Raw genomic sequence first — 23,705 nt, 5'->3', positions numbered from 1 at the left:
GGGAGGGCGGTGGTGAACCTGTGGGAGCCGGCTTGCCGGCGATTGGCCCTCAACCCCAACGCAGATCCTGCGCCGGCACCGGCCGCCCAAACCAGTACCCCTGTCCCAGCTGGCACTGCTGCTCCAGCAGGAACCACGCCTGCTCCGCCTGCTCGATGCCCTCGGCATGCACCTGCATGCCCATGCTCCGCGCCAGGGCAATGATCACACGCACAATGGCGATGTCGTCATCATCCAGTGGCAGCCCGGCCACGAAGCCCTGGTCGATCTTCAGCTTCTGCACCGGCAAGCGCTTGAGCCGCAGCAACGACGAGTAGCCCGTGCCGAAGTCGTCGATCGCCAGGTTCAGGCCCAGCTCACGCAGGCGGTGCAGCTGCTCCAGCGCCACCTCCGGGTCTTCCATTACCGCGCTTTCGGTCACCTCCAGCTCCAGCAACGCCGGGTCCAGACCGGTGTCGTGCAGCACTTCGGCCACCTGCTGGTACAGGTCGCGCTGGCCAAACAGGCGGCTGGACAGGTTGACCGCGACAAACTCCAGCTTGCGCCCATTCTCCTGCCACTGGACCATCTGCCGGCACGCCCGGCGCAGCACCCAGGCATCGATGTCGGCAATCAGCCCGGTACGCTCGGCGATCGGGATGAATTCACCCGGCGGCACCAGGCCGCGCAGCGGGTGCTGCCAGCGCACCAGCGCCTCGACACCGACCATGCGCGCAGTGAACAGGTCGAACACCGGCTGGTAGAACACCCGCAGCTCATCCTGCTCCAGCGCTCGGCGCAGCTCGCCTGCGGTTTCCACCCGGTGCTGGGCGTGGGCGGTCAGCTCTTCGGTGTACAGCGCGTAGCAGCCGCGGCCATTGTTCTTGGCCTTGAACAGCGCCGAGTCGGCATTGCGCAGCAGCTGCTCGGCACCCAGCGCATCGCTGGGGAACAGGCTGATGCCGACACTGGCGCCGATGAACAGCCGATGCCCATCGAAGGCGAACGGCTCGCGCAGGCGCTCGATGATGCTCTGCGCCAGCTTGCCCGCCTGGCCGACTTCCTGGCAGTTCTCGGCCAGCACGGCAAACTCGTCACCGCCCAGGCGCGCCAGGGTCACGCCGTTGCCCAGCAGCTCGCGCAGGCGCTCGCCCACCAGCTTGAGCAGTTGGTCGCCGATGGTGTGGCCCAGGCCGTCGTTGATGCTCTGGAAGTGGTCCAGGTCCAGCAGCAGCAAGGCGCAGCCGCGCTTGTTGGCCTCGGCGGCGGCCAGCGCGTGCTCGACGCGGTCGTTGAACAGCAGGCGGTTGGGCAGACCGGTGAGCGGGTCGTGGTTGGCCAGGTAGGCCAGCTCCTGCTCGGAATGCTTGATCGCGCTGATGTCGCTGAACACGGCCACATAGTGGGTCAGCTCGCCGCTGTCGTCGCGAATGGCGCAGATCGTCTGCCATTGCGGGTAGATTTCGCCGTTCTTGCGCCGGTTCCAGATCTCGCCGCTCCACTCGCCCTTCTCGGCCAGGGTGGCGTAGATCTGCTGGTAGAACGGCACGCCATGGCGGCCCGACTTGAACTTGCTCGGGCGCTGGCCGAGCACTTCGTCCTGCTGGTAGCCGGTGATGCGCATGAAGGCCCGGTTCACGTGCACGATCAAGCCGTCGCGGTCGGTCACCAGCACGCCTTCCAGGGTGCTGTCGAACACCGCTGCGGCCATGCGCAGGCGTTCGCGGTCCTCACGGCGCAGGCGCGCGCCGACACCGATGAAATTGAGCAGCCGTGCGCGGGAGAAAAAGATCAGCAAGGCACTGACCAGCACCCACACCACCACGTTGATCTGCCGGCCTACGGTCAGCGCCAGGGGGTCGTCGGTCATGCTGTGCAGCACCAGTTCGGCCAGCACCAGCCACAGGAACGACAACACCACGTACAGCGCGGCCATGCGCAAGGCGTCGCGAACGGAAACAGACATGTCGGGGGAAAAAGCCCATGAAAAATAATGGGGCATTATAAAGGGAGAAACATGCCGTGACGTCCTATCTGAAAGGGTGACTGGTTTTATTTCCCTACCAAGGGATAATCAGACCTTTCCCCTGCATTCCCGAGGGTTTTCATCCTTATGTGGTACAACGGTCTACTCGACTTGTCGGTCTGGCAACTGGTCGGCGTCACGCTGCTGATGACCCATGTGACCATCGTCAGCGTCACCATCTACCTGCACCGCTACTCCGCACACCGCGCCCTGGAACTCAACGGCGCGCTCAAGCATTTCTTCCGCTTCTGGCTTTGGCTGACCACGGCGCAGAACACCCGTGAATGGACGGCCGTGCACCGCAAGCACCACGCCAAGTGCGAAACCCCGGATGACCCGCACAGCCCGGTGTACAAGGGTTTGAGCACCGTGCTGCGCAAGGGCGCCGAGCTCTACCGCGAAGAGGCGCGCAACCCCGAGACGCTGCGCATCTACGGCAAGAACTGCCCCGACGACTGGGTCGAGCGCAACGTCTACTCGCGCTACAAGCTCGGCGGCATCGCCCTGATGGCGGTGCTCGACCTACTGCTGTTCGGCACTCTGGGCATCACCGTGTGGGCCATCCAGATGATGTGGATTCCGTTCTGGGCCGCCGGCGTGGTCAACGGCCTGGGCCACGCGGTGGGCTATCGCAACTTCGAGTGCCGCGACGCCGCCACCAACCTGGTGCCGTGGGGCATCATCATTGGCGGCGAAGAGCTGCACAACAACCACCACACCTACCCCAACTCGGCCAAGCTGTCGGTCAAGCGCTGGGAGTTCGACATGGGCTGGATGTGGATCCGCGTGCTGTGCCTGCTGCGCCTGGCCAAGGTGCAGCGCGTGGCGCCCATCGCCCACCGCGTCGAAGGCAAGGCCAGCCTGGACATGGACACCGCCATGGCCATCCTCAACAACCGCTTCCAGATCATGGCCCAGTACCGCAAGCTGGTGATCGGCCCGCTGGTCAAGCAGGAGCTGGCCAAGGTCGACACCTCGATGCGCCACCGCTTCCGCCGCGCCAAGCGCCTGCTGTCGCGGGAAACCAGCCTGCTGCAGGACCGCCACCACGTGCGCATCGAGTCGATGCTCGCCCACAGCCAGGCGCTCAAGACCATCTACGAAAAACGCCTGGCGCTGCAGCAGATCTGGGCCCGTACCAGTGCCAACGGCCACGACATGCTGGCGGCCATGAAGGACTGGGTACACGAGGCCGAAGCCAGCGGCATCCATGCCCTGCACGACTTCGCCGCACAGCTGAAAACCTACTCCTTGCGCCCCAACGGCGCCTGATGCCGTTGATCGGCACGCCCTGCTGCGGGGCGTGCCGGCCCGGAACTTCACCCCCTCCGACACACTCGAATCCGGCACATCGCCCGCGTGGCGGGCCGGTTCGTGGCCGCACGCCTTCCCGTCGAGAACCGCTCCGTGCACATGGCCAAGAACATCAATTCATCCCTGCCCGGCAACGCCCCGCCCGCAGCGGCGCAAACCCTGCTCGCCCTGCTCCACGCCCAGGGCGAAGTCGCCCGCCTGAGCGAGCGCGAGCAGCTCTACAGCGCCCTGCTGGACAGCGTCAACGCCGTGCTCTGGGCGTTCGACTGGGAAACCCGCCAGGTGCTCTACGTCAGCCCCGCCTATGAACGCATCTTCGGCCGCCCGGCCAGCCTGGTGCTGGCCGACTACAACGAATGGCGCGACAGCATCTACCCCGACGACCTCGAGTACGCCGAGCGCAGCCTGGCCCAGGTGCTGATAAAGGGCGCCGTGGAGGACCGCGAGTACCGCATCCTCAACGCCAGCGGCGAACTGCGCTGGCTGAGCGACAAGTGCTACATCAACCAGCAGCGCGAGGGTGACCGGGTGATCATCGTCGGCATCGCCGAGGACATCACCGAAAAGAAGCAGCTCGAAGGCGAGCTGCAGCGCCTGGCCACCACCGATGTGCTGACCCAGAGCAGCAACCGCCGGCACTTCTTCGACTGCGCCCGCCAGGCCTTCGACAGCGCCCGCGAGGACGGTACGCCGTTGGCGTTCTTGCTGCTGGACATCGATGACTTCAAGCAGATCAACGACAACTACGGCCACCAGGAAGGCGACCAGGTGCTGCAGCGCATCGCCGACAGCGGCAAGGCCGTGCTGCGCCGCGGCGACCTGTTCGGGCGCATTGGCGGCGAGGAGTTCGCGGCGGTGTTCCCAGGCTGCAGTGCGCAGGTTGCCGAGCAGATTGCCGAGCGGCTGCAGCGGGAGATTCAGCGGCTGAGCTTCAGCCATGGCGAGCAGACGTATGGGGTGACGGTGAGCCAGGGGTTGACGGGGCTCAGCCATGAGGACGAAGCGCTGGACAGCCTGTTTGCCCGGGCCGACGCGGCGATGTACCGGGCCAAGCGGCAGGGCAAGAACCAGATCGTTCGGGGTTAGCGGGGGGCGCTATGCGCCCCTTTCGCGACACAAGGCCGCTCCTACAGGAGACCGTAGGAGCGGCCTTGTGTCGCGAAAGGGCCGCGAAGCGGCCCCAGGATCTCAAGTCGAAACAGTTTCGTCAGGCGCAGGCGGTTGCTCATCCCTGATTTCATCTCCCTGCCGTTCATCCACAGGCGCCTGCACCTTGCGCAACCGGCTCAACTCCGGCAACCCCACCTTGAGCAAGCGCGCCGTCTTGTTGCTGGCCACCTTCTCCAGCCCCTGCGCCGCCGGCAACCGCGCCAACTGTCCGGCCAGGTTCATCGCCAAAATCTCCCGCGAATACACCCCACCGCCCAGCTGGTAGATCGCCGCAATCAGCTCACGCAGGCTCAGCGGCAAGCGCCAGCGGGTGCGCAAGGCCGAGCCAAACGCCGCGCCGAAGTCATCCAGCGAGGCCTTGACCCGCGCCTCGTCCAGCTCGCCACCGGCCAATTGCCACTCCTGCAGGCAGCGCAACACCGCCAGGTCGCCCAGGCAATGCAACAGCCCGGCGCAGTAGCAGCGCTCTTCGTCCAGTTCGAGCATGCGCGCCAGCGAACGGGCGTACTCGGCGGTGTGCAGCGACAAGTTCCAGAAATGCGCAGCCTGCTGCGCCAGCAAGGGGTCGCTCAGGCGCGCGCTGCGCTTGAGGGTCAGGCCCAGGATGAGGTTCATGCTCTGGGTGCTGCCCAGCTTGTTCAGCGCCTGCATCAGGGTTTGCACCGGTGCGTCGCGGTGCAAGGCCGCGCTGTTGGCGGCGGCGATCAGCACGGCGGTCACTTGCGGGTCGCTGCGCACCTCTTCTTCCAGCACCTTGAGGTTCAGGCCCTGGGGGTTGAGCGCGCGCTTGATCGCCTGCTGCACATCGGCGAACAGCGGGCCGCCGTCGGCGCTGGCGCGGCGCTGCTCGAGAAAGGCCGGCAAGCTGGCACCGGGCTGCAGCGGCGGCACCGGGCAGGCGATTTCCTGGCCCACGGCCAGCAGCAGCTCCTCCAGGCGCTTGCGCAGGTTGTCCATGTTCAGCGGCTTGCTCAGGTAGGCCGTGGGGTGCAGGGGCAACGCCTCGCGCACGCTGGCACTGTCGCTGCGGCTGCTCATGAGGATGAACGGCAGGCCCGGCCCCTTGGCGCGCACCTTGCGCAAAAGGTCGAGGCCATCGACACCGGCCAGCTCGCGGGCGGCAATGATCAGGTCGGGTTTGCTGGCCAGCGCCGTCAGCGCCTGGGCGCCGTCGGCACACACCTGCAGGCGGGCGTCGCAGCGCACGCTCAGCAGCATTTCACGCAGCATGTCGCGTACCCAGGGGTCGCCCTCGGCGATCAGTACGCTAGGTGGTGTGGGGTCTGCAGCGTTCATGGCCAACTCCTGATATCCCTGACACGCAATCCGTCGCAGCTTCCAAGGCAAGTCCTGCCATCACCTTAGCCTCACGGGCCTTCCTTGGGCACAAAAAAAACCCGCCTAGGCGGGTTTTTTTATGAAGCGCGTCACATCAGGCAAGTTCAGCGAAGCACTCTTCGATGATGGCCAGGCCTTTGTCCAGCAGCGCGTCTTCGGCGGTCAGCGGAACCAGGATACGCAGGACGTTGCCGTAGGTGCCGCAGGACAGCAGGATCAGACCCTTGTCACGTGCCTTGGCAACCACTTGGGCGACGGCAGCAGCGTTCGGGGTGTGGGTGCCTTTTTCGAAGACTTCCACAGCGATCATCGAGCCCATGCCACGCACGTCACCGATGATCGGGTGCTTTTCCTGGATCTGGCGCAGGCCAGCGGTCAGGCGCTCGCCAACAGCCTTGCTGCGGTCCAGCAGTTTCTCTTCCTCGAACACCTGGATGACGGCCAGGGCCGCGGCGCAGGCGATCGGCGAACCGGCGTAGGTGCCACCCAGGCCGCCTGGCGCGATGGCGTCCATGTATTCGGCCTTGCCGCACACACCGGCCAGCGGGAAGCCGCCAGCGATGGATTTGGCGAAGGTGGTCAGGTCAGGCGCGACGCCCATCTGTTCCATGGCGAAGAAGGTACCGGTACGGCCGGCGCCAGTTTGCACTTCGTCGGCGATCAGCAGGATGCCGTGCTTGTCGCACAGCTCGCGCAGGCGCTTCATCAGCTCTTTCGGCGCTGGCAGGAAGCCGCCTTCGCCTTGTACTGGCTCGAGGATGATGGCGGCGATGTCGCGTGGCTCGGCGTCGTTCTTGAAGATGCGCTCGACCGAAGCGATGGCGTCGTCAACGCTGATACCGTGCAGTTCGCTCGGGAACAGGGCGCGGAAGATGCCGCCTGGCATCAGGCCCATGCCAGCGGAGTACGGCACGACCTTGCCGGTCAGGCCCAGGGTCATCATGGTACGGCCGTGGTAGCCGCCGGTGAAGGCGATCACGCCAGCGCGGCCAGTGGCGGCACGGGCGATCTTGACGGCGTTTTCAACGGCTTCGGAGCCGGAAGTCACCAGCAGGGTCTTCTTGTCGAAGTCGCCTGGAACCAGCTTGTTGATCTTCTCGCACAGCTCTACGTAGGGTTCGTAGGCCAGCACCTGGAAGCAGGTGTGGCTGACTTTGGTCAGCTGCTCTTGCACGGCTGCAACCACTTTCGGGTGCAGGTGGCCGGTGTTCAGTACTGCGATGCCGCCGGCGAAGTCGATCAGTTCGCGGCCTTCAACGTCGATCACGGTCGCGTTCTTCGCGGTGTCGACGAAGATCGGGTGGATCTGGCCAACGCCACGTGGGACGGCGGCTACACGACGTTGCATCAAGGATTCGTTGGTCTTGCTCATAATGCCCTCATTTGCGCCGGTCAGCGGCGCTTTTACTCGGGGGTGGCTGGGTGTGCCTGTGATCAGTATTCGTTGATCGACTGTCACAGGTGCCCTGGCCACCAGGTACTGCATGTCAAAAAGGCCAGCGAGACGTCGCTCTCGCGCCCCGCTGGCAGAGGTAAAACCTTCAGTACATCAGATGCTGATGCACAGGTACTTGATCTCGAGGTAGTCCTCGATGCCGTACTTGGAACCTTCACGGCCCAGGCCCGAAGCCTTGATGCCGCCGAACGGCGCGACTTCGTTGGAAATCAGGCCGGTGTTGATGCCGACCATGCCGTATTCCAGGGCCTCGGCAACACGGAACACACGGCTCATGTCGCGGGCGTAGAAGTACGAGGCCAGGCCGAACTCGGTGTCGTTGGACATGGCGATGACTTCGGCCTCGTCCTTGAAGCGGAACAGCGGCGCCAGTGGGCCGAAGGTTTCTTCCTTGGCCACAGCAGCCGACTTCGGCACGTCGACCAGGATGGTCGGCTCGAAGAAGTTGCCTTCGATGATCTTGCCGCCGGCCAGTACCTTGGCGCCTTTGGATACGGCGTCGTCGATGTGTTCCTGGACCTTGGCGACAGCCTTGCCGTCGATCAGCGGGCCAGTGGTGGTGCCTTCTTCCAGGCCGTTACCGATCTTCAGCTTGCCAACAGCAGCGGCCAGCTTCTGGGCGAAGGCGTCGTAGACACCGTCCTGCACGTAGATACGGTTGGCGCAGACGCAGGTCTGGCCGTTGTTGCGGTACTTGGAGATGATCGCGCCCTCGACCGCCTTGTCCAGGTCGGCGTCGTCGAACACGATGAACGGGGCGTTGCCACCCAGCTCCAGGGAAACCTTCTTGATGTCCTTGGCGCATTCTTCCATCAGCTGGCGACCGATTTCGGTCGAGCCGGTGAAGGACAGCTTGCGTACCAGGGAGTTGCCGGTCAGCTCGCCGCCGACTTCGCCAGCGCTGCCGGTTACCACGCTCAGCACGCCAGCCGGGATGCCGGCACGGTTGGCCAGCTCGACCAGGGCCAGGGCGGAGTACGGGGTCTGCGAGGCAGGCTTGAGCACCATGGTGCAACCGGCGGCCAGGGCCGGGCCGGCTTTACGGGTGATCATCGCGGCCGGGAAGTTCCACGGGGTGATGGCGGCGGTAACGCCGATCGGCTGCTTGATGACGATCAGGCGCTTGTCGGCCTGGTGGCCCGGGATGGTGTCGCCGTAGATGCGCTTGGCTTCTTCGGCGAACCACTCGATGAACGAGGCAGCGTAGGCGATTTCGCCCTTGGCTTCGGCCAGTGGCTTGCCCTGCTCGGTGGTCATCAGGCGGGCCAGGTCTTCCTGGTTCTCGATCATCAGTTCGAACCAGCGACGCAGCTTGGCCGAACGCTCCTTGGCGGTCAGTGCACGCCAGGCCGGCAGGGCCTTGTCGGCGGCTTCGATGGCGCGGCGAGTTTCCGCGGTGCCCATCTTCGGCACGGTACCGATGACTTCACCGGTGGCCGGGTTGGTCACCTTGATGGTCTGGCCGCTGTCCGCATCCAGCCACTCACCGTTGATGAAGGCTTGCTGGCGGAACAACTGAGCGTCTTTGAGCTGCATGTCGGCTTCCCGAATTGTTGAATTATTGAAAAGCGCCCAATACAGGGCATCGAGCGTTTGAAATCTCAAACGAATGCTAAGGGGATGCTGGGGTGTAGGACAATAGGCTGTTCGAAAAAAAGAACGAATGGTTGAACACCCGGTGGGAATTTCATGTTTTTTGTAGCAGCAACTGGCCCTATCGCCGGCAAGCCGGCTCCCACAAAGACCCCACGATTCTCAGGCTCAGTGGAGTACCTGTGGGAGCCGGCTTGCCGGCGATAGGGCCAGTACAGGTTAGACGAATGAACTGAAGAAAATGTGAAAGGAGGACCGACGGCCCTCCCGAACAGAATGACTCAGAACGCCTTGGTCAAGTCGATCACCAAAGCCCGGTAACCCACACTCCCCGGCTGGCGGCTATGCACCTTCAGCTCCACCAGCACCTCCTGGGTGCCGCGGCGCACTTCGTTGAGCACCGTGGTGGTGAGCTTCTCTGGCGTGAGGAAATTCACCGAAGCCGAATAGATGAACTGGGTATCGGTTTCCGGCCGGTAAGCCACCACCGAGGTCACCGGGCTGTACCACTCGTCGCCACGCTCCTTGCCGTACTCCCACAGCTGCTCGACCGTGCCCTTGGCCTCGTCGATCTTGTATTCCACCGCCCGGCTGTAGTTGCCGCTGAGCTTGGTCGGGGCAAAGTCGCGCCCCCAGCCATTGTCGAACACGGTCAGCGTGCCTTTGCCGGTCAACCAGGCGGTGTGCTGGGTCCAGGACCAGTCGAAGCCTTCGCTGGCAATCGGCTTGAGCACCTTGTCCTGCAAGCGCTGCGGCCAGCCTTGCGGCGAGGCCAGGATCCACTTCACCTGCTTGTCGCGGCCGATCTTCGCCACGCCCTGGTGGCGAGCTGAAACGATAATGCTGTCGTCATCGGCGTCGTAGTCGATGGCATTGACGTGCGCCCAGTTGCGCCCGGTGCCCACGCCCGGGGTGTCGCCGAACGGCAGGTCGCCTTCGGCCAGTTCGTTGGCCAGGCGGTCGTCCTGCTTGCGTACCCCCTCAGGCAGTTGCAACGCCGCCTTGCCAAGGGTTTCCAGCAGGTCGCCGCGGTAGGGGTCGAGGATCTGGTTCAGGTCCCAGAAGTCCAGCACATCACCCGCTTCATCGACCTCGATGATGTGGTCGCGGATCGAGCGCACGCGCTTGCCGTCCGGGCGGCGGTAGTCGCTGGTGCCGACGCGCAGCAGGTAGGTGCCGTTGGCGGTCTCGCGGATTTCGTGGGAGAAGTCGGCGAACTTGTCGGGCAGGGTCCGCTGCCAGATGCGCCGGCCGAGCAGGTCGAACTTGGAATAGGTCTGGCCCTGGCCCCAGATCAGCTTGCCATCGCGGGTCTGCTGGAAGCCCATGGTGCCGCCCAGGCCGTCGCGGCGGTTGGAGTCGTGGATCTGCTCGATGTCCAGGTACCAGCGCACGTCGCCATTGCTGTCGGCGATCCAGTTGTTGCCCACCTGGTCCCACTCGGCGGCGCCGCCCAGGCCGTTCCACTTGAAGGCGCGCGCGCCGGGGATGTCGCCTTGCAGGTGGTTAAACAGGTACAGGCGGTTTTCAAAGCCAGGGGCGACCTTGACCGGCTCCACCTCCGGCAACGCGGCCGTCTGCTTGGCCACCACCGGCAGGCGCACGGCAGGGGCGTAGATCTGGTAACGCTGGCGGATGCGCTCGCCGTCGAGCTTGTAGGTCACTTCCACCTGGTTGACGTAGTCCGGGTACAGGCCGAATACCGGGATGCCGCCATAGGTCCACAGCGAACGGTCGGACACCTCGTAGGCGATGTCGACACCGCGCTCGCCACGGCCCAGCACGCGCACGTGGGCCGAGCTCAGGGCGCGCCCGCCGTCGCGGATGATCGCGGTCAGCGGCGCCAGGCGGTAAGGGTTGACCAGCACATCGCCGAGCAGCGCGTCGTCATGCTCGGGCACCTTGGCCGTGAGGCAGGCGCCTTCAGGCAATACGGGGTTTTCGGTTTTGGCATTCATGGCAAAGCTCCTTTTTACTCAGAAGTCGTAACGGGCGGTGGCGCCGAAGGTGCGCGGGGTGCCGAGCACACCGGCATAACCACCGTTGGCGGAGTTCCACAGGCTGGTGAAGTAAGTCTTGTCGCCGGCGTTCTTCACCCACAGCGACAGGTCGAGCACGCCGTCGCCCTGGTCCAGGCGCACGCCGGTGGAGAGGTTGACCAGCGCGTAGCTGGGGATCTGGCCGTAGTCGAAATCGTCGATGGTGCCCACCGCCTTGGAGCGGAACGCATAGCTGGCGGTGACGTAGGGCTCGACGTGCTCGGCCAGCTGCCACTTGTACTGGCCGTTGAGGTTGGCGATGTACTTGGAGGCGCCGACCACCTGGTGGCCGGACAGGTCGCAGGTGGCGGCGGCGTTGGCCAGGCTCACTTCCGGCGGGCACGGGGCATCTTTGTAGTCGGTGTAGCGCACGTCGTTCCACGAGCCGTTGAAGTTCACCGTCAGGCCGCGAATCGGCAGCGCCGTGGCTTCGAATTCCAGGCCCCGCGAGCGCACGCTGCCGGCGTTGGCCAGGTACTGCACGCGGTTGGTCTCGTCGTAGACGTTGGCCTGGTAGCCATGTACTTCGGCCCAGAACAGGTTGGCGTTGAGCAGCAGGCGCTCGTCGAACAGCGTGCTCTTGAGGCCCAGCTCGGCGTTGTTGACCCGCTCGCTGCCGACCAGCAACGAATCGGTACCCAGGCGCGGCGCCGCACCCACGGTGAGGTTGACGCCGCCGGACTTCTCGCCATGGGTCAGGGTGGCGTAGCCGAGCAGTTGCTCGTTGAAGCGGTAGCTCAAACCGAGCAGGCCCGAGGGGCTGAAGCTGTACTGGTTGAGGTCGCCCGAATCGTAGGCACCCACCCGGCCCTGGCGCGCCGCTGCGGCGGCACCGGTTACTGCAGCGCCACCTGCCGGCGCATCGCGGGTTACCCAGGCGCTTTTTTCTTCATAGGTGCCGCGCACGCCGGCGGTGAAGTCCAGGCGCTCGGTGAGGTGCCAGGTGCCTTGGGCGAACAGGGCGTAGCTGTCGGTGTCGATGTGCCCGTCGCCAATGGTGTTGACGTTGTTCAGCGCGCCGGCCGGGGTGAGGTTCCAGACGTCGGCCTGGGGGCCGTAATAGGTGAAGGAGGTGTTGTCCAGGTCCTGCTTGAAGTAGTAGGCGCCGAGCACGTAGTCGAAGGCACCGCCAGTGGGCGAGGCCAGGCGGATTTCCTGCGAGTACTGCTTGTCGCGCACCGAGACCCCGGCGCTGTAGAACACCGGCACGTTGAGGCCGTCGTCGTTGCGCGGGGTGAAGTCCCACCAGCGGTAGGCGGTGATCGAGGTCAGGGTGAAGTCGTTGGGCAGGGTCCAGTTGGCCTCGACCGAAGTGCCGCCCTGGAACACCGTCACTTGCTGGTCGGCGTCGAAATTGACCTTGCGGTGCTTGCCCGATACCAGCGTCGCGCCCGCCTGGGCCGCCAGGCTTTCGTAGCGGTTGACGCCATTGATGGTCGGCCCGGTGCTGTACAGGCTGAGGATGCCGTTGTCGGAGTCCTCTTCGTTGTACTCGCCGATCCAGCGCAGGTTGAAGGTTTCGCTGGGCTTGAACAGCAGTTGGGTACGAAAGCCCTGGCGCTTGCCGCCGTTGAGGTCGTGGCCGTCGTGGATGTTCTTCACGTAGCCGTCATCTTCGGTGTGGTAGGCGCTGATGCGCCCGGCCAGGGTGTCGCTGATCGGCCCGGAGAAGCTGCCCTGGGTCTGCAGGTAGCCATCTTCGCCGATCGACTGCTGGATGCTGCCTTCGCGGTGGAAGGTCGGCTTGCGCGTGGTGATGTTGAGCACCCCCGCCGTGGTGTTCTTGCCGAACAGCGTGCCCTGCGGGCCGCGCAGCACCTCGAGCTGCTCGACGTCGAGCAGGTCGAACACCGCCATGCCCGGGCGCCCCAGGTAGACGTTGTCGAGGTAGATGCCGACGCTGCCTTCCAGGCCGTCGCTGGCCGGGTTGTTGCCCAGGCCGCGAATCGAGATGCTCGACTGGCGCGCATGCACATAGGCCACGTTGGTGCTGGGCACCAGCTGTTGCAGATCCTGCACACGGTAGATGCGCTGGGTTTCCAGGGTTTCGCTGTCGAGCACGCTGATCGGCGTGGGCACGTCCTGCGCGGTTTCCTCGCGGCGCCGGGCATTGACCGTGACGGTGCCAAGCTTGGCGTCCTGTTCCACGGCGGGGGTGGCAGTGCTGGGCAGCGCTTCGGCGAAGCTGCTGCCCGAAGCCGCCAGCAACACGCCAGCGGCCAGGGGGTGCAAGGCGGCCCGCGACACGCGCGTTGGCCAACGAGAAACTCGGGTCATGCAAATGCTCCTTGAGGCATGGGCCCTGGGCGAGCATTTCCGTTGGCGGAACCGAATCGCGGTCAGTCGGGCTTATATTCTTTTAAGTGATATAAATATTTGTAATTCATATTTTGTGGAATAAGTAACACCCTTTATAAGGGGGCTCACCCTGTTCATCAATTGCATTCGACCGAAAGTTTCCATGTAGAAAATGCATATCGACCTCCGCCAGCTCCGCCACTTCATCGCCCTTGTCGAGCACCGCAGTTTTGTCGCTGCGGCGGCTGCGGTGAACCTGTCGCAATCGGCTTTCAGCCGCAGCATCCAGACCCTGGAGCACAACGTTGGCTGCCGCCTGGTCGACCGCGCCAGCAAGGAGCTGTCGCCCACCCGCCAGGGCTTGCTGGTACTGGAGCATTCGCGGCGCCTGGTGCACGGGGCGCACAACCTGGTCAACGAGATCCACCAGTTCAACGGCGCCACCACCGGCGTGGTGCGCTTCGGCTCCGGCCCTGCGCCAGCCGGCGGCCTGGTGCCGCGGGCCGTGGCGCGTTTCGTCGCCGAATACCCGGCGGCGCGCACCTGCTTCCAGGTGGATAACTGGCAGGCCTTGAACCGCAAGCTGATGGCCGAAGAGATCGAGTTCTTCGTCGCCGACACGCGCCAGTTCGAGTCCGACCCGGACTACCGCGTGCACAAGCTGACAGCCCAGCGCTGGCACTTCTGCTGCCGCGCCGGCCACCCGCTGACCACGCGCAGCCAGGTCAATGCCCGGGACCTGTTCGATTACCCGCTGGCCACCACCTTCCGCCCGCCGAACATCCGCAAGGTGCTCAGCGACCTCAGCGGCCGGCAGGACTTTCTGCCGACGGTGGAATGCGAGCATGGCTATGCACTGCTGAATGTGGTGATGCACTCGGACACCATCGGCATCGCCTGCAGTGCCAACCTGCGGCCCTACCAGACAGGGCTGGTGGCGCTTGAGCTGGCGGACCTGGCGCCGGAGCAGGAGGAGTCGTTCTACACCCGTTACGGGGTGGTGAGCCGGGTGGGGTATGGCTTGTCGCCGTTGGCGCAGGGGCTGGTCAGGCAACTGATTGCCTGTGATGGCGAGGGGTGATGGGCGGGGGCTTTGCCCCCGTTTCGCGACACAAGGCCGCTCCTACAGGAATACGCGATCCCCTGTAGGAGCGGCCTTGTGTCGCGAAAGGGCCGCAAAGCGGCCCCAGCAATATCAGCCCTTACGCGTAGTCCGGCTCAGTTGCCCATCGACCCCCACCGGCACCTCGCCCGCCAAGGTCACCCGGCGCACGATGCGCGCCTGGGTGCCGTAGTCATCCACCGCATAATGCTGCGTCGCCCGGTTATCCCAGATCGCCACGTCGCCCGCCTGCCAGCGCCAACGCACGGTGTTCTCCAGGCGCGTCACATGCCCCTGCAGCAACGCGAACAAATGCTGTGAATCCGCCAGCGAATAGCCCTTGATGCGTTTCACGAAATGCCCCAGCTGCAGCGCCCGCTCGCCGCTGACCGGGTGCACCCGCACCACCGGGTGCTCGGTCTCGTATACGGTCGAGGTGAACACCTGGCGGTAGCGTTCGAGCTTGGCCGGGTCGACGTCAGGCTTGATGCTGGCGTAGTCGTATTCGTTGCTGTGCACCGCCCACAGTTTGTCCGCCAGCTCGCGCAGCGGCTCGGGCAGCTCCTGGTAGGCCGCAGCCGTGTTCGCCCACACGGTGTCGCCACCGGAAGCCGGGGCCACCACGCTGCGCAGGATCGAGGCTTTGGGGTAGGCATCGACGAAGGTCACGTCGGTGTGCCAGGAGTTGGCTCGCTGGCCTTCGGCGCCATCGAGCTGGAGCAGGTACTTGGTGCCGTCGACCACCGGCACGGTGGGGTGCGCCACCGGCTCGCCGAGCAGCTTGGCGAAGCCTTCCTGGCTCAGGTCGTCCAGGTGCGCCTGCTGGCGGAAGAAGATCACCTTGTGCTTGACCAGCGCGGCCTGGATGGCCGCGACCGTGTCGGCATCGAGGTCGGCGGACAGCTTCACCCCGCGGATTTCGGCGCCGATGCGGCCGGCGACCGGGTGGATATCGAGTTCGAGGGCTTGCGGCGCGGTGGCCAGTGCGGCATTGCTCATGGTCGTGGTCCTTTCTCAGTCATGGTCGGGTGTGGGTTCAACGGGCGGCCTGCACGGCCTGTTCCTGTTGCAAGGCAGCATCGAGGAAGCGGGTATCGATCCAGTCGGCCACCTGGAAGCTGCGGCGGATCAGGCGTTCCTTGGCGGCCAGGTCGACGCCTTGCTGCAGTTGGGCGACGAAGCCTGCATCCAGGCGTGGATCGAAGTAGTGGGCGAGGTCTTCCTGGGCCAGGTCGTCGGCGAGGATGCTGCGCGGCCAGTTCGCATTGCTGGCCACCAGGTCGACGTAAGCGTCGCGGTTGTGTTCGTCGCGCAGCCAGCTGGCGGCACGCTCCTGGGCATTGACCAGGCGCTGCACCAGCTCGGGGTACTTGCCGATGAATTCGCCGGTGCCCAGCAGTACCGCCTGGGTGCTGCCGGCGCCTTGCAGGTCGCGGGAGCTGACCGGCAGCTCGACCAGGCCGCGCTCACGCAGCGACAGCAGGCTGGAAAGGCCCCAGGTGGCGTCGATCTGCCGGGCGGCAATGGCGGCGTTGGCCGCATTGAAGTCCAGGTTGATCACTTTCAGGTCGCGCTCGGACAAGCCTTGGCTGGCCAGCGCACTGGCGAACGACAGTTGGTTGGCGGTGCCGCGGAACACCGCGACGCGCTTGCCCTTGAGGTCGTGCAGGGTCTTGATGCCGGAGCCCGGCACCACGCCCAGGTAGCTTTTCACCCCACGCACGCCGGCCGTCAGCACGCGGGTGTCGAGGCCATTGGCCTTGCCGACGATCGCCGCCAGGTCGCCCAGGTAGGCGAAGTCGGCCTGGCCGTTGGCCAGCGCCTCGTTGACCACCGGCCCCGCACCTTTGAAGAAGTGCCAGTCGATGCGGATGCCGTCCTTGGCGAATTCCTTCTCCAGCAGTTGCTGATCGCGCAGCACATCGACCACGCCACCGGCACTGTGCTTGCTGCCTGCGCTCAGGTCGGGCACGGCGATGCGGATGGTTTCGGGCTTGGCCGGCTCGGCGGCCTGGGCATTGAGGGTGAACAGGCCGACCAGCCCGAGGGCGTGGATCAGGTGGCGCAATGGGGTTTTCATGGCAAGGCTCCTTGGCAGGCTGCCACCGGCGAGGGCCGGCGCTTTGGCCAGAAGCTAGGCAGGTCTGGTTAGAACCTACAAAGATCAAAACTTCATTTTTTAGTAACCAGAAGACATAAACCAAGCGGTATGCGGCCCGCCGGGCAGGTTGCGGAAAACGCATGGAAAATATGAGGAAAACGCAATGGCAGGAGGCTTCCGCCTACAAGAGGCGCATGCTCTTATCTCTTGAAAGGCACATATGTGAATTTTTAATTCCATAAGTGCATAACCTAGAAACGCTTCGAGAGATGCCTGATGAATGGAGTTCTGAGCAAGGGGCGAGAGGGCATTCGGGGGCCGCTGCTTGGCCCATTCGCGGCACTGGGCCGCTCCCACACCCTGCCGTGGGTGCTGCCGCTGCTGATTGCGCTGCTGTGGGTGGTGGCGAGCCGGCAGCACTGGATGAGCGAGCAGATTCTGCCGGCGCCTTCGCTGGTGTGGCAGAGCGCGCTGGAGTTTGGCTCCGGCGAGCTCTGGGGGCACTTGTGGATAAGTTTGCAGCGGCTGTTCTGGGGGCTGCTCGCCGGTATCGCCAGCGGCCTGTTGCTGGGGACCTGGCTGGGCACTTCGCGGCGTGCGCAAACGCTGGTGCTGCCGACCTTCGTGGCGCTGGCGCAGATCCCCACCCTGGCGTGGATCCCGCTGTTCATGCTGTGCTTCGGCATCGGCGAACTGCTCAAGCTGGTGGTGTTGGTGAAGGCCGTGGTAGTGCCGGTCACCCTGCACACCCTGGTCGGTGTGCGCGATGCCCAGCCCAAGCTGCGCGAAGCCGCTGCCGCGCTGCGCCTGCCGCGGCATTTGCTGTTCCTGCGGCTGTTGCTGCCGGCTGCCCTGCCCGCCTTCCTCACCGGCGTGCGCCTGGCCCTGGCCACAGGCTGGACCTCGCTGCTGGCCGTGGAACTGCTGGCCTCCAGCGAAGGCATCGGTTACCTGATGGTGTGGGGCCGGCAGCTGTTCATGCTCGACCTGGTGCTGCTGTGCATCCTGGTGATCGGCCTGGTCGGCGCACTGCTGGAGCGCAGCTTTTCGTCCCTGGAAAAGCGCCTGCTGTACTGGCCGCAACCGGCTACCGGCGAACAGCAGCGCGGGCCAGTGCCCAAGGGCTGGCAAAGCCTGCTGCTGCCGGCAGCGCTGCTGGCGCTGTGGCAGGCCAGCAGCAGCTTGGGCTGGGTCGACGCGAACATCCTGACCTCGCCACTTGAAGTACTGCACACGCTGTTCACTGGCCTGGCCGACGGTTCGCTGCCGCAAGCCATGTTGCTGAGCCTGCAGCGCACCCTGGGCGGTTTGCTGCTCGGCGGCGGCGCGGGCTTGCTGATGGGCCTGCTGCTGGGCCTTTCGCACACCGCCGAGCGGCTGTTCGGGCCGAGCTTGTCGGCATTGCGCCAGGTTGCGCTGTTCGCCTGGGTGCCGCTGCTCACGGCCTGGTTCGGCCTGGGTGAAGGCGCCAAGCAGGTGTTCGTCGCCCTGGCCGCGTTCTTCCCGCTGCTGATCGCCACCCAGCGCGGCATCGCCAGCCTCTCGCCGCAACTGGGCGAAGCCGCCCGCACGCTGCGCCTGAACCTGTGGCAACGCCTGCGCCTGCTGGTGCTGCCTGGCGCTGCCCCGGCGATTTTCGCCGGCCTGCGCCTGTCGCTGATCTATGCCTGGCTGGGCACCATCGGCGCCGAATACTTCATGCCCTCGGACGGCGGCATCGCCAGCCTGATGATCGGCGCGCAGCAGCTGTTTCGCATGGACCAGGTGATGGCGGCGATGGTCCTGATCGGCCTGGTCGGCGCCCTGCTCGGCACCCTTGGACAACGCCTCGAATCGCGCGCCACGCGCTGGAGAACCGCATGAACGCTTTCAACACATCGCACTTGCTGGCCGCCAACCAACCCGACAGCACGCCGGCGCTGGTCAGCTTCGACAACGTCGGCAAGGTGTTCAGCGTCGATGGCCAGCCCTTCGAGGCCATCCGCAATTTCAACCTGTCGATCAACGAAGGCGAGTTCATCGCCATCGTCGGCGCGTCCGGCTGTGGCAAGTCGACCCTGCTGCGCCTGCTGGTGGGGCTGGACACCGACTACAGCGGCAACATCCGCGTCGATGGCCAGGCCGTTCGCGGCATTGGCGGCGAGCGCGGGATCGTGTTCCAGGAGCATCGGTTGTTCCCCTGGTTGACGGTGGAGCAGAACATCGCCCTGGGCCTGGTCAACGAGCCGCTGACCCAGGGCGAACGCGCCCGCCGCGTGCATGAATTCGTGCTGCTGGTGGGCCTGGTCGGCTTCGAGTCGGCCTACCCGCACCAGCTCTCCGGCGGCATGGCCCAGCGCGTGGCGATCGCCCGCGGGCTGGTGGCCAGCCCGCGCATCCTGTTGCTGGACGAGCCGTTCGGTGCCCTGGATGCGCTGACCCGCCAGCAGCTGCAGGATGAGCTGCTGGCCATCCGCGAACGGGCCGGGATCACCACCTTGCTGGTGACCCACGACGCCGAGGAAGCCACCTACCTGGCGGACCGGGTGGTGGTGCTGGAGCCGCGCCCGGGGCGGATCAAGGCGGTGGTCGAGATCGACCTGCCGCACCCGCGGCTGCGCACGGGGGTGGCGCTGCATGGGTTGCGCGAGAAGGTGCTGCACCAGATCACGGGGGATGGTGGGTATCTGCCGGCGCCAGCAAGGCGCGTCGAGGGGTTGAGGCCGGAGCTGATTGCCTTGTGAAAGCTACTGGCCCTATCGCCGGCAAGCCGGCTCCCACAGGGACCGCGCAGCTCTCAAGCCCTGTGCTGTCCCTGTGGGAGCCGGCTTGCCGGCGATGAGGCCGGTCGCTTCAACCCAGATCGTGCAGGTAGGCCCAGGGATAGATCCCCCGCTCATGCCCATCGCTGAACACCAGCTGTACCCCATACCCCTGCACCTCGACCCGCTCCACGCGCACATCCTCGCGGACCACCGCGATGCGCCCGGCAAGCCGCGCCGCACGGCATTGCGAGCACGGGCAGGCGCCGCGCAGGCGAGCGTGGCTGATGCTGCGCTCGCCATCGGCCCACTGCAACACCAACGCCCCAGGCCCACGCAGGTTGCGAATGGCCGCCGGCGCGTTCATCACGCTGCCCCGCGCAGTTGCGCCAAGGCAATGCGCACGGCCTTGCGCACCTCCGGGTCGCTGTCTGCCTCGGCAGCCTGCAGCACCGGCAAGGCACGCGCCTGGCCCAGCTCACCCAGCGCCAGGGCAGCCTCCTTGCGCAGGTTGGCAATGCCATGGCCGAGCAGCTCGCCAAGCGCGTCCAGCGCCGCGGCATGGCGCAGCCGCCCCAATGAGCGCGCAGCGCGCAGGCGAACCTGCCAGAAGCCATCGGCAAGCGCCGCGACCAGTGCCGGGCCGGCCTGCTCCTGGCCTACCTTGCCCAGGGTGGTGGCGGCTTCTTCACGCACTTGCCAGGCCTCGTCATGCAGCGCGGCGATCAACGCCGGCAGCACGGCGCTGTCGCGGGCAAGGCCCAGCGCGCCAATGGCCGCCCGGCGTACTTCGGTGTCCGGCTCGGCCTCGGCCAGCCGGGCCAGGGCCGGCAACGCGGGCTGATGCTTGAGCCAACCGAGAATTCCCACCGCCTCGCGGCGCACGGCCGCATCGTCATCGGCCAGCGCCAGCAGCGCCGGCGCTGCGGCCTCTTCCAGGCGCAGCTCGCGCAAGGCACGCAGGGCGCTGGCGCGCACGAAGGCATCGGCGTGGCTGGCCCAGGGCAAAATCAGCTGGCCGGCTTCGAGGCTCTTGAGTTCGCTGAGGCTCTGGGCTGCTGCCAGGCGCACCGGTTCGGCGCCATCGGCCAGCGCGGCGCACAAGGCCTGCACCACTTCGGGCTCCTCCCAGGCTTCGAGCAGCCGGGCGGCCTCGCTGCGAACCTCGGCGGCGGCATCGACCAGCAGCGCATCGGTCAGCCAAGGCAAGGCATCCGGGTCTTCCAGGTCGGCCAGCTCGATCAGGGCGATGCGCCGCACGCCAGCGTCGCTGGCCTCAAGGCGCGGCAGCAGGGCAAGGATCTCGGGGTTGTCGGTGTTTCGTTCAGTCATGGCGCGGTCCGTAGTGGCGGGTGGTTCAGCGCAGCAGGTAAGGGATGTCGACCTTCACCGCACCGGTGGGGCAGTCCTTCTCGCAGGGCATGCAGTACCAGCATTCGTCGAACGCCATGTAGGCCTTCTGCGTGGCCGGGTTGATCGCCAGCAGGTCCATGGGGCAGACCTCGACGCACACGGTGCAGCCCTTTTCGGCAATGCATTTGTCTTCGTCGATGGTGACCGGGGCGCTGCTGCGAAAGAAGATTTCCTGGGGTTGGTAGGGCATGTCACGGGGTCCTTTGTTCTGGTTATTCGGTGAGGCTGATGGCCCTTTCGCCGGCAAGCCGGCTCCCACACCGATCACCGCTGACCGTGTGGGCGCGGCCCCGGCTCATGCGGCATCGGCCTTGACCCGCAGCCGGTCGTAGGCGGTCTGTTCCTCGGCATCCAGGGCGATCAGGTAGGGTTCGACAGCCTTCTTGAAGCTGGTCATCTGGCCGTCATCGCCCTTCTTCAGGTGGCAATGGCAAAACCACTCGCCATCGTTGCGCTCGGGGAAGTCGACCCGGTGGTGGTACAGCCCCCAGCGGCTTTCCTGGCGAAACAGCGAGGCGCGGGCGGCCATTTCGGCGCAGTCGCGAATCACCGTCACCTCCATCGCGCGCATCAGTTCGTGGGGGTTGCTGGCCTTCATCTGGGCCAGGTCGCGCTCGATGTCGGCAAACCGCGCCAGGCCGATTTCCATCTTCTTGGTCACCTTGGGCGGCTGCAGGTAGTCGTTGACCATGCGCCGCAGCTTGTACTCGACCTGCGCGGGCGGCAGGCCGTGCTCGCGCTGCAGCGGCGCGAACACCCGCTCGCGTTCGCGTTCGACCTGGGCCGCATCGACCTCGGCAAGCGCGCGCCCGGCCACGTACTGCGCGGCGTTGACACCGGCGAACCAGCCATAGGTGAAGGCACCGAGCATGTAGTTGTGCGGCACTGCCGCCATGTCACCGGCGGCGTACAAGCCCTTGACGCTGGTCTCGGCCTTCTCGTTGACCCACACCCCCGAGGCCGAATGCCCGGAACAGAAGCCGATCTCGGAGATGTGCATCTCCACCATGTGCTGGCGGTAGTCGGTGCCGCGCCCGGCATGGAACTGACCACGGCTGGGGCGTTCGTTGCTGTGCAGGATCTCTTCGATGTTCTGGATGGTTTCCTCGGCCAGGTGGTCGAGCTTGAGGAACACCGGGCCGTTGCCGCCTTCGAGTTCCTGGTGGAACTCCCACATCATCTGCCCGCTCCAGTAGTCGCACTCGATGAAGCGCTCGCCCTTGCTGTTGGCGGTGTAGCCGCCCAGCGGGCCGGTCACGTAGGCGCAGGCCGGGCCGTTGTAGTCCTTGATCAGCGGGTTGATCTGGAAGCACTCCAAATTCGCCAGCTCCGCGCCTGCGTGGTAGGCCATGGCGTAGCCGTCGCCGGCATTGGTCGGGTTCTCGTAGGTGCCCATCAGGTAGCCCGAGGACGGCAGGCCCAGGCGCCCGGCGGCGCCACAGGCAAGGATCACCGCCTTGGCACGCACCACGCGGAACTCGCCGCTGCGGCAGTCGAACCCGAGCACGCCAGCAGCGGCGCCCTCGCCATCGAGCAGCACGCGGGTGCAGACCATGCGGTTGCTGATCTCGACGCGGGCGCGCTTGAGCTGGCGGTAGAGCACCTTCTTGATATCGTGCCCTTCGGGCATGGGCAGCACGTAGGCGCCCATGTGGTGCACCTTCTTCACCGCGTAGTCGCCGGTTTCGTCCTTCTCGAACTTCACGCCCCAGCGGTCGAGCTGCTCGATGGTCTCGAAGCTGTGGGTGGCATAGGCATGCACGGTGGCCTGGTTGACGATGCCGTCATTGGCCACGGTGATTTCCTTGGTGTACTGCTCGGGCGTGGCGTGGCCGGGGATGATGGCGTTGTTCAGGCCGTCCATGCCCATGCTGATGGCGCCGCTGCGCTTGACGTTGGCCTTGTCCAGCAACAGCACGCGCAGCGCTTTGTCTTGCTCCTTGGCCTTGATCGCGGCCATCGGGCCGGCGGTGCCGCCGCCGATGACGATGATGTCGTAGTCCTGGGTCTGGATGCTCATGCCGTGCTCCCTTTCTGGCGGTCGATGCGCAGGCGGTACTGGAAGGCATCGCCGCGATAGTAGAGGTGTTCGAAGTCCAGCGGCGCGCCGTCGGCGGTGTGGGTGAGGCGCTCGATACGCATGATCGGCGCGCCCTCCTGCACCTCCAGCGCCTGGGTCAGGTCGCTGTCGGCCAGCACGGCGTCGATGGCCAGGTCTGCGTGGCCGAGTGCGATGCCGCAGTCGTTTTCCAGCAGCAGGAAGATGTCGCGGGTGACCAGGTCGGCCTTTTCCAGCTTCTCGCCCACGGCCTTGGGCAGCCAGGTCAGCTCCAGCGAGACCGGCTCGCGGTTGATCAGCCGCACCCTGCGGATCTCGGTCACCAGGCTCCCCTCCTCGACCTGCAGCCGCGCCGCCACCAGGGCGCTGGCCGGCACGTGGCGGAAGCTGCGCAGGCGGTTGATCACTTCGTAGCCCATTTGCGTCATCGACTCGGCCAGGCCCTGCAAGGTGCTGACGTTCTGGAACGCCTTGGGCTTGGCGACGAAGGTGCCCTTGCCGTGGATCTTGAAGATCAGCCCCTCTTTTTGCAGGTCACCCAGCGCCTGGCGCACGGTGATGCGGCTGACATCGAACGCCTTGCCCAGCTCGTTTTCCGAGGGCATGCGGCTGTGCGGGGGGTAGGTGCCGTCGAGGATGCGCTCGCGCAGCAATGCCTTGAGCTGGGTGTAGAGCGGTACGGGGGACAGGGGGAGCAGTTCGGCCATGGGTCTCTTCGCTGTTCGGTGACTTGTTATAACAAGTTGTGACCAGATAGTAGCGGGCATAAGAAACGCGCTGGAAATACTGTTAATGCATATGGATAGATGGGTTTGTCGTGGCCGGCCCGGGCAATCGGGAAAAATGGCCAAAGATCAAGGCGATGGACGACGCCGAATCAGATGGGTATCATGCGTGCGCGTTGCACTCGTAGCTCAGCTGGATAGAGTACTGCCCTCCGAAGGCAGGGGTCGTGGGTTCGAATCCCGCCGAGTGCGCCATATCACGAGAAGCCCTGGGCCTGAGCCCGGGGCTTTTTCATTTGTGCGACATGTCGCACTCCAGGCACTCCCGTGCCACTGCGCATTGGTGATAGC

Annotated in this window: 18 protein-coding genes and 1 tRNA gene; 6 read left to right on the top strand and 13 right to left on the bottom strand. The window is 65.5% G+C overall.

Annotated elements, in window-relative coordinates; translation table 11 throughout:
• Positions 1-49: 49 nt before the first annotated feature.
• Positions 50-1,945, bottom strand: coding sequence for a phosphodiesterase DibA (gene dibA, locus ACIPG5_RS09935; RefSeq protein ID WP_401374630.1), 1,896 nt, complete (start codon positions 1,943-1,945; stop codon positions 50-52).
• 147 nt (positions 1,946-2,092) lie between these two features.
• Here dibA and desA point away from each other — a divergent pair, with 147 nt between their 5' ends.
• Both desA and ACIPG5_RS09925 read left to right on the top strand, forming a co-directional pair.
• Positions 2,093-3,277, top strand: coding sequence for a delta-9 fatty acid desaturase DesA (desA, locus tag ACIPG5_RS09930; RefSeq protein WP_236238239.1), 1,185 nt, complete (start codon positions 2,093-2,095; stop codon positions 3,275-3,277).
• 141 nt (positions 3,278-3,418) lie between these two features.
• Complete coding sequence (locus ACIPG5_RS09925; RefSeq protein ID WP_176512009.1) at positions 3,419-4,405, top strand: sensor domain-containing diguanylate cyclase; 987 nt, start codon at positions 3,419-3,421, stop codon at positions 4,403-4,405.
• Between the two features lie 102 nt (positions 4,406-4,507).
• Here the strand turns inward: ACIPG5_RS09925 and ACIPG5_RS09920 are convergent, their stop codons facing one another.
• From ACIPG5_RS09920 to ACIPG5_RS09900, 5 genes are all read right to left on the bottom strand, one after another.
• A complete protein-coding gene (locus tag ACIPG5_RS09920; protein ID WP_401374627.1) occupies positions 4,508-5,785 on the bottom strand; it encodes an HDOD domain-containing protein in 1,278 nt (425 codons plus the stop codon).
• A gap of 136 nt (positions 5,786-5,921) precedes the next feature.
• Entirely contained in the window at positions 5,922-7,199 is a 1,278-nt protein-coding gene (gene gabT / locus ACIPG5_RS09915; protein ID WP_176511999.1) for a 4-aminobutyrate--2-oxoglutarate transaminase, read from the bottom strand.
• A 177-nt stretch (positions 7,200-7,376) separates the two neighbouring features.
• On the bottom strand, positions 7,377-8,819 hold the full coding sequence (gene gabD / locus ACIPG5_RS09910) for an NADP-dependent succinate-semialdehyde dehydrogenase (protein ID WP_176512000.1): 1,443 nt from the start codon (positions 8,817-8,819) through the stop codon (positions 7,377-7,379).
• 338 nt (positions 8,820-9,157) lie between these two features.
• Positions 9,158-10,834, bottom strand: a complete 1,677-nt coding sequence (locus ACIPG5_RS09905; RefSeq protein ID WP_401374623.1) for an aryl-sulfate sulfotransferase — start codon at positions 10,832-10,834, stop codon at positions 9,158-9,160.
• Between the two features lie 18 nt (positions 10,835-10,852).
• Positions 10,853-13,192: a TonB-dependent receptor gene (locus ACIPG5_RS09900; RefSeq protein ID WP_401374620.1), complete on the bottom strand. Its 2,340-nt coding sequence runs from the start codon at positions 13,190-13,192 to the stop codon at positions 10,853-10,855.
• A 193-nt stretch (positions 13,193-13,385) separates the two neighbouring features.
• Between ACIPG5_RS09900 and ACIPG5_RS09895 the strand changes: the two genes are divergently transcribed.
• Entirely contained in the window at positions 13,386-14,294 is a 909-nt protein-coding gene (locus ACIPG5_RS09895; protein ID WP_176512003.1) for a LysR family transcriptional regulator, read from the top strand.
• 114 nt (positions 14,295-14,408) lie between these two features.
• Here the strand turns inward: ACIPG5_RS09895 and ACIPG5_RS09890 are convergent, their stop codons facing one another.
• Both ACIPG5_RS09890 and ACIPG5_RS09885 read right to left on the bottom strand, forming a co-directional pair.
• On the bottom strand, positions 14,409-15,314 hold the full coding sequence (locus tag ACIPG5_RS09890; RefSeq protein ID WP_401374617.1) for a TauD/TfdA dioxygenase family protein: 906 nt from the start codon (positions 15,312-15,314) through the stop codon (positions 14,409-14,411).
• Between the two features lie 37 nt (positions 15,315-15,351).
• Entirely contained in the window at positions 15,352-16,395 is a 1,044-nt protein-coding gene (locus ACIPG5_RS09885) for an ABC transporter substrate-binding protein (protein ID WP_401374614.1), read from the bottom strand.
• A gap of 297 nt (positions 16,396-16,692) precedes the next feature.
• Here ACIPG5_RS09885 and ACIPG5_RS09880 point away from each other — a divergent pair, with 297 nt between their 5' ends.
• The gene (locus ACIPG5_RS09880; protein WP_236193413.1) at positions 16,693-18,279 is read left to right on the top strand and encodes an ABC transporter permease; all 1,587 of its coding nucleotides are present in this window, start codon (positions 16,693-16,695) and stop codon (positions 18,277-18,279) included.
• Positions 18,276-19,139, top strand: a complete 864-nt coding sequence (locus ACIPG5_RS09875; RefSeq protein WP_176512006.1) for an ABC transporter ATP-binding protein — start codon at positions 18,276-18,278, stop codon at positions 19,137-19,139. The genes ACIPG5_RS09880 and ACIPG5_RS09875 overlap by 4 nt, the downstream gene beginning before the upstream one ends.
• 109 nt (positions 19,140-19,248) lie before the next feature.
• On the opposite strand, the gene ACIPG5_RS09870 is transcribed toward ACIPG5_RS09875, so the two are convergent.
• From ACIPG5_RS09870 to ACIPG5_RS09850, 5 genes are all read right to left on the bottom strand, one after another.
• Complete coding sequence (locus tag ACIPG5_RS09870; RefSeq protein WP_236193414.1) at positions 19,249-19,524, bottom strand: gamma-butyrobetaine hydroxylase-like domain-containing protein; 276 nt, start codon at positions 19,522-19,524, stop codon at positions 19,249-19,251.
• Positions 19,524-20,489 carry a HEAT repeat domain-containing protein gene (locus ACIPG5_RS09865; RefSeq protein ID WP_176511432.1) on the bottom strand — a complete coding sequence of 322 codons (966 nt, stop codon included), beginning with the start codon at positions 20,487-20,489 and terminating at the stop codon, positions 19,524-19,526. Before ACIPG5_RS09865 ends, ACIPG5_RS09870 begins: the two co-directional genes overlap by 1 nt.
• A 25-nt stretch (positions 20,490-20,514) precedes the next feature.
• Positions 20,515-20,760, bottom strand: coding sequence for a ferredoxin family protein (locus tag ACIPG5_RS09860; protein ID WP_176511431.1), 246 nt, complete (start codon positions 20,758-20,760; stop codon positions 20,515-20,517).
• Positions 20,761-20,865: 105 nt separating this feature from the next.
• Entirely contained in the window at positions 20,866-22,590 is a 1,725-nt protein-coding gene (locus ACIPG5_RS09855; protein ID WP_401374608.1) for a fumarate reductase/succinate dehydrogenase flavoprotein subunit, read from the bottom strand.
• Positions 22,587-23,336 carry a GntR family transcriptional regulator gene (locus ACIPG5_RS09850; RefSeq protein ID WP_176511429.1) on the bottom strand — a complete coding sequence of 250 codons (750 nt, stop codon included), beginning with the start codon at positions 23,334-23,336 and terminating at the stop codon, positions 22,587-22,589. Before ACIPG5_RS09850 ends, ACIPG5_RS09855 begins: the two co-directional genes overlap by 4 nt.
• A 196-nt stretch (positions 23,337-23,532) precedes the next feature.
• On the opposite strand from ACIPG5_RS09850, the gene ACIPG5_RS09845 reads away from it, so the two are divergent.
• Positions 23,533-23,609, top strand: a tRNA-Arg gene (locus ACIPG5_RS09845).
• Positions 23,610-23,705: the final 96 nt, after the last annotated feature.

Source organism: Pseudomonas sp. NPDC087029 (assembly GCF_044745345.1).
Taxonomy (GTDB): domain Bacteria; phylum Pseudomonadota; class Gammaproteobacteria; order Pseudomonadales; family Pseudomonadaceae; genus Aquipseudomonas; species Aquipseudomonas faucium.
This window is presented reverse-complemented; position numbering and strand designations above follow the sequence as displayed.

Coding starts and splice junctions, on each gene's coding strand:
- dibA (WP_401374630.1), bottom strand. CDS start 1,945: ATGTCTGTTTCCGTTCGCGACGCCTTGCGCATGGCCGCGCTGTACGTG.
- desA (WP_236238239.1), top strand. CDS start 2,093: ATGTGGTACAACGGTCTACTCGACTTGTCGGTCTGGCAACTGGTCGGC.
- ACIPG5_RS09925 (WP_176512009.1), top strand. CDS start 3,419: ATGGCCAAGAACATCAATTCATCCCTGCCCGGCAACGCCCCGCCCGCA.
- ACIPG5_RS09920 (WP_401374627.1), bottom strand. CDS start 5,785: ATGAACGCTGCAGACCCCACACCACCTAGCGTACTGATCGCCGAGGGC.
- gabT (WP_176511999.1), bottom strand. CDS start 7,199: ATGAGCAAGACCAACGAATCCTTGATGCAACGTCGTGTAGCCGCCGTC.
- gabD (WP_176512000.1), bottom strand. CDS start 8,819: ATGCAGCTCAAAGACGCTCAGTTGTTCCGCCAGCAAGCCTTCATCAAC.
- ACIPG5_RS09905 (WP_401374623.1), bottom strand. CDS start 10,834: ATGAATGCCAAAACCGAAAACCCCGTATTGCCTGAAGGCGCCTGCCTC.
- ACIPG5_RS09900 (WP_401374620.1), bottom strand. CDS start 13,192: ATGACCCGAGTTTCTCGTTGGCCAACGCGCGTGTCGCGGGCCGCCTTG.
- ACIPG5_RS09895 (WP_176512003.1), top strand. CDS start 13,386: ATGCATATCGACCTCCGCCAGCTCCGCCACTTCATCGCCCTTGTCGAG.
- ACIPG5_RS09890 (WP_401374617.1), bottom strand. CDS start 15,314: ATGAGCAATGCCGCACTGGCCACCGCGCCGCAAGCCCTCGAACTCGAT.
- ACIPG5_RS09885 (WP_401374614.1), bottom strand. CDS start 16,395: ATGAAAACCCCATTGCGCCACCTGATCCACGCCCTCGGGCTGGTCGGC.
- ACIPG5_RS09880 (WP_236193413.1), top strand. CDS start 16,693: ATGAATGGAGTTCTGAGCAAGGGGCGAGAGGGCATTCGGGGGCCGCTG.
- ACIPG5_RS09875 (WP_176512006.1), top strand. CDS start 18,276: ATGAACGCTTTCAACACATCGCACTTGCTGGCCGCCAACCAACCCGAC.
- ACIPG5_RS09870 (WP_236193414.1), bottom strand. CDS start 19,524: ATGAACGCGCCGGCGGCCATTCGCAACCTGCGTGGGCCTGGGGCGTTG.
- ACIPG5_RS09865 (WP_176511432.1), bottom strand. CDS start 20,489: ATGACTGAACGAAACACCGACAACCCCGAGATCCTTGCCCTGCTGCCG.
- ACIPG5_RS09860 (WP_176511431.1), bottom strand. CDS start 20,760: ATGCCCTACCAACCCCAGGAAATCTTCTTTCGCAGCAGCGCCCCGGTC.
- ACIPG5_RS09855 (WP_401374608.1), bottom strand. CDS start 22,590: ATGAGCATCCAGACCCAGGACTACGACATCATCGTCATCGGCGGCGGC.
- ACIPG5_RS09850 (WP_176511429.1), bottom strand. CDS start 23,336: ATGGCCGAACTGCTCCCCCTGTCCCCCGTACCGCTCTACACCCAGCTC.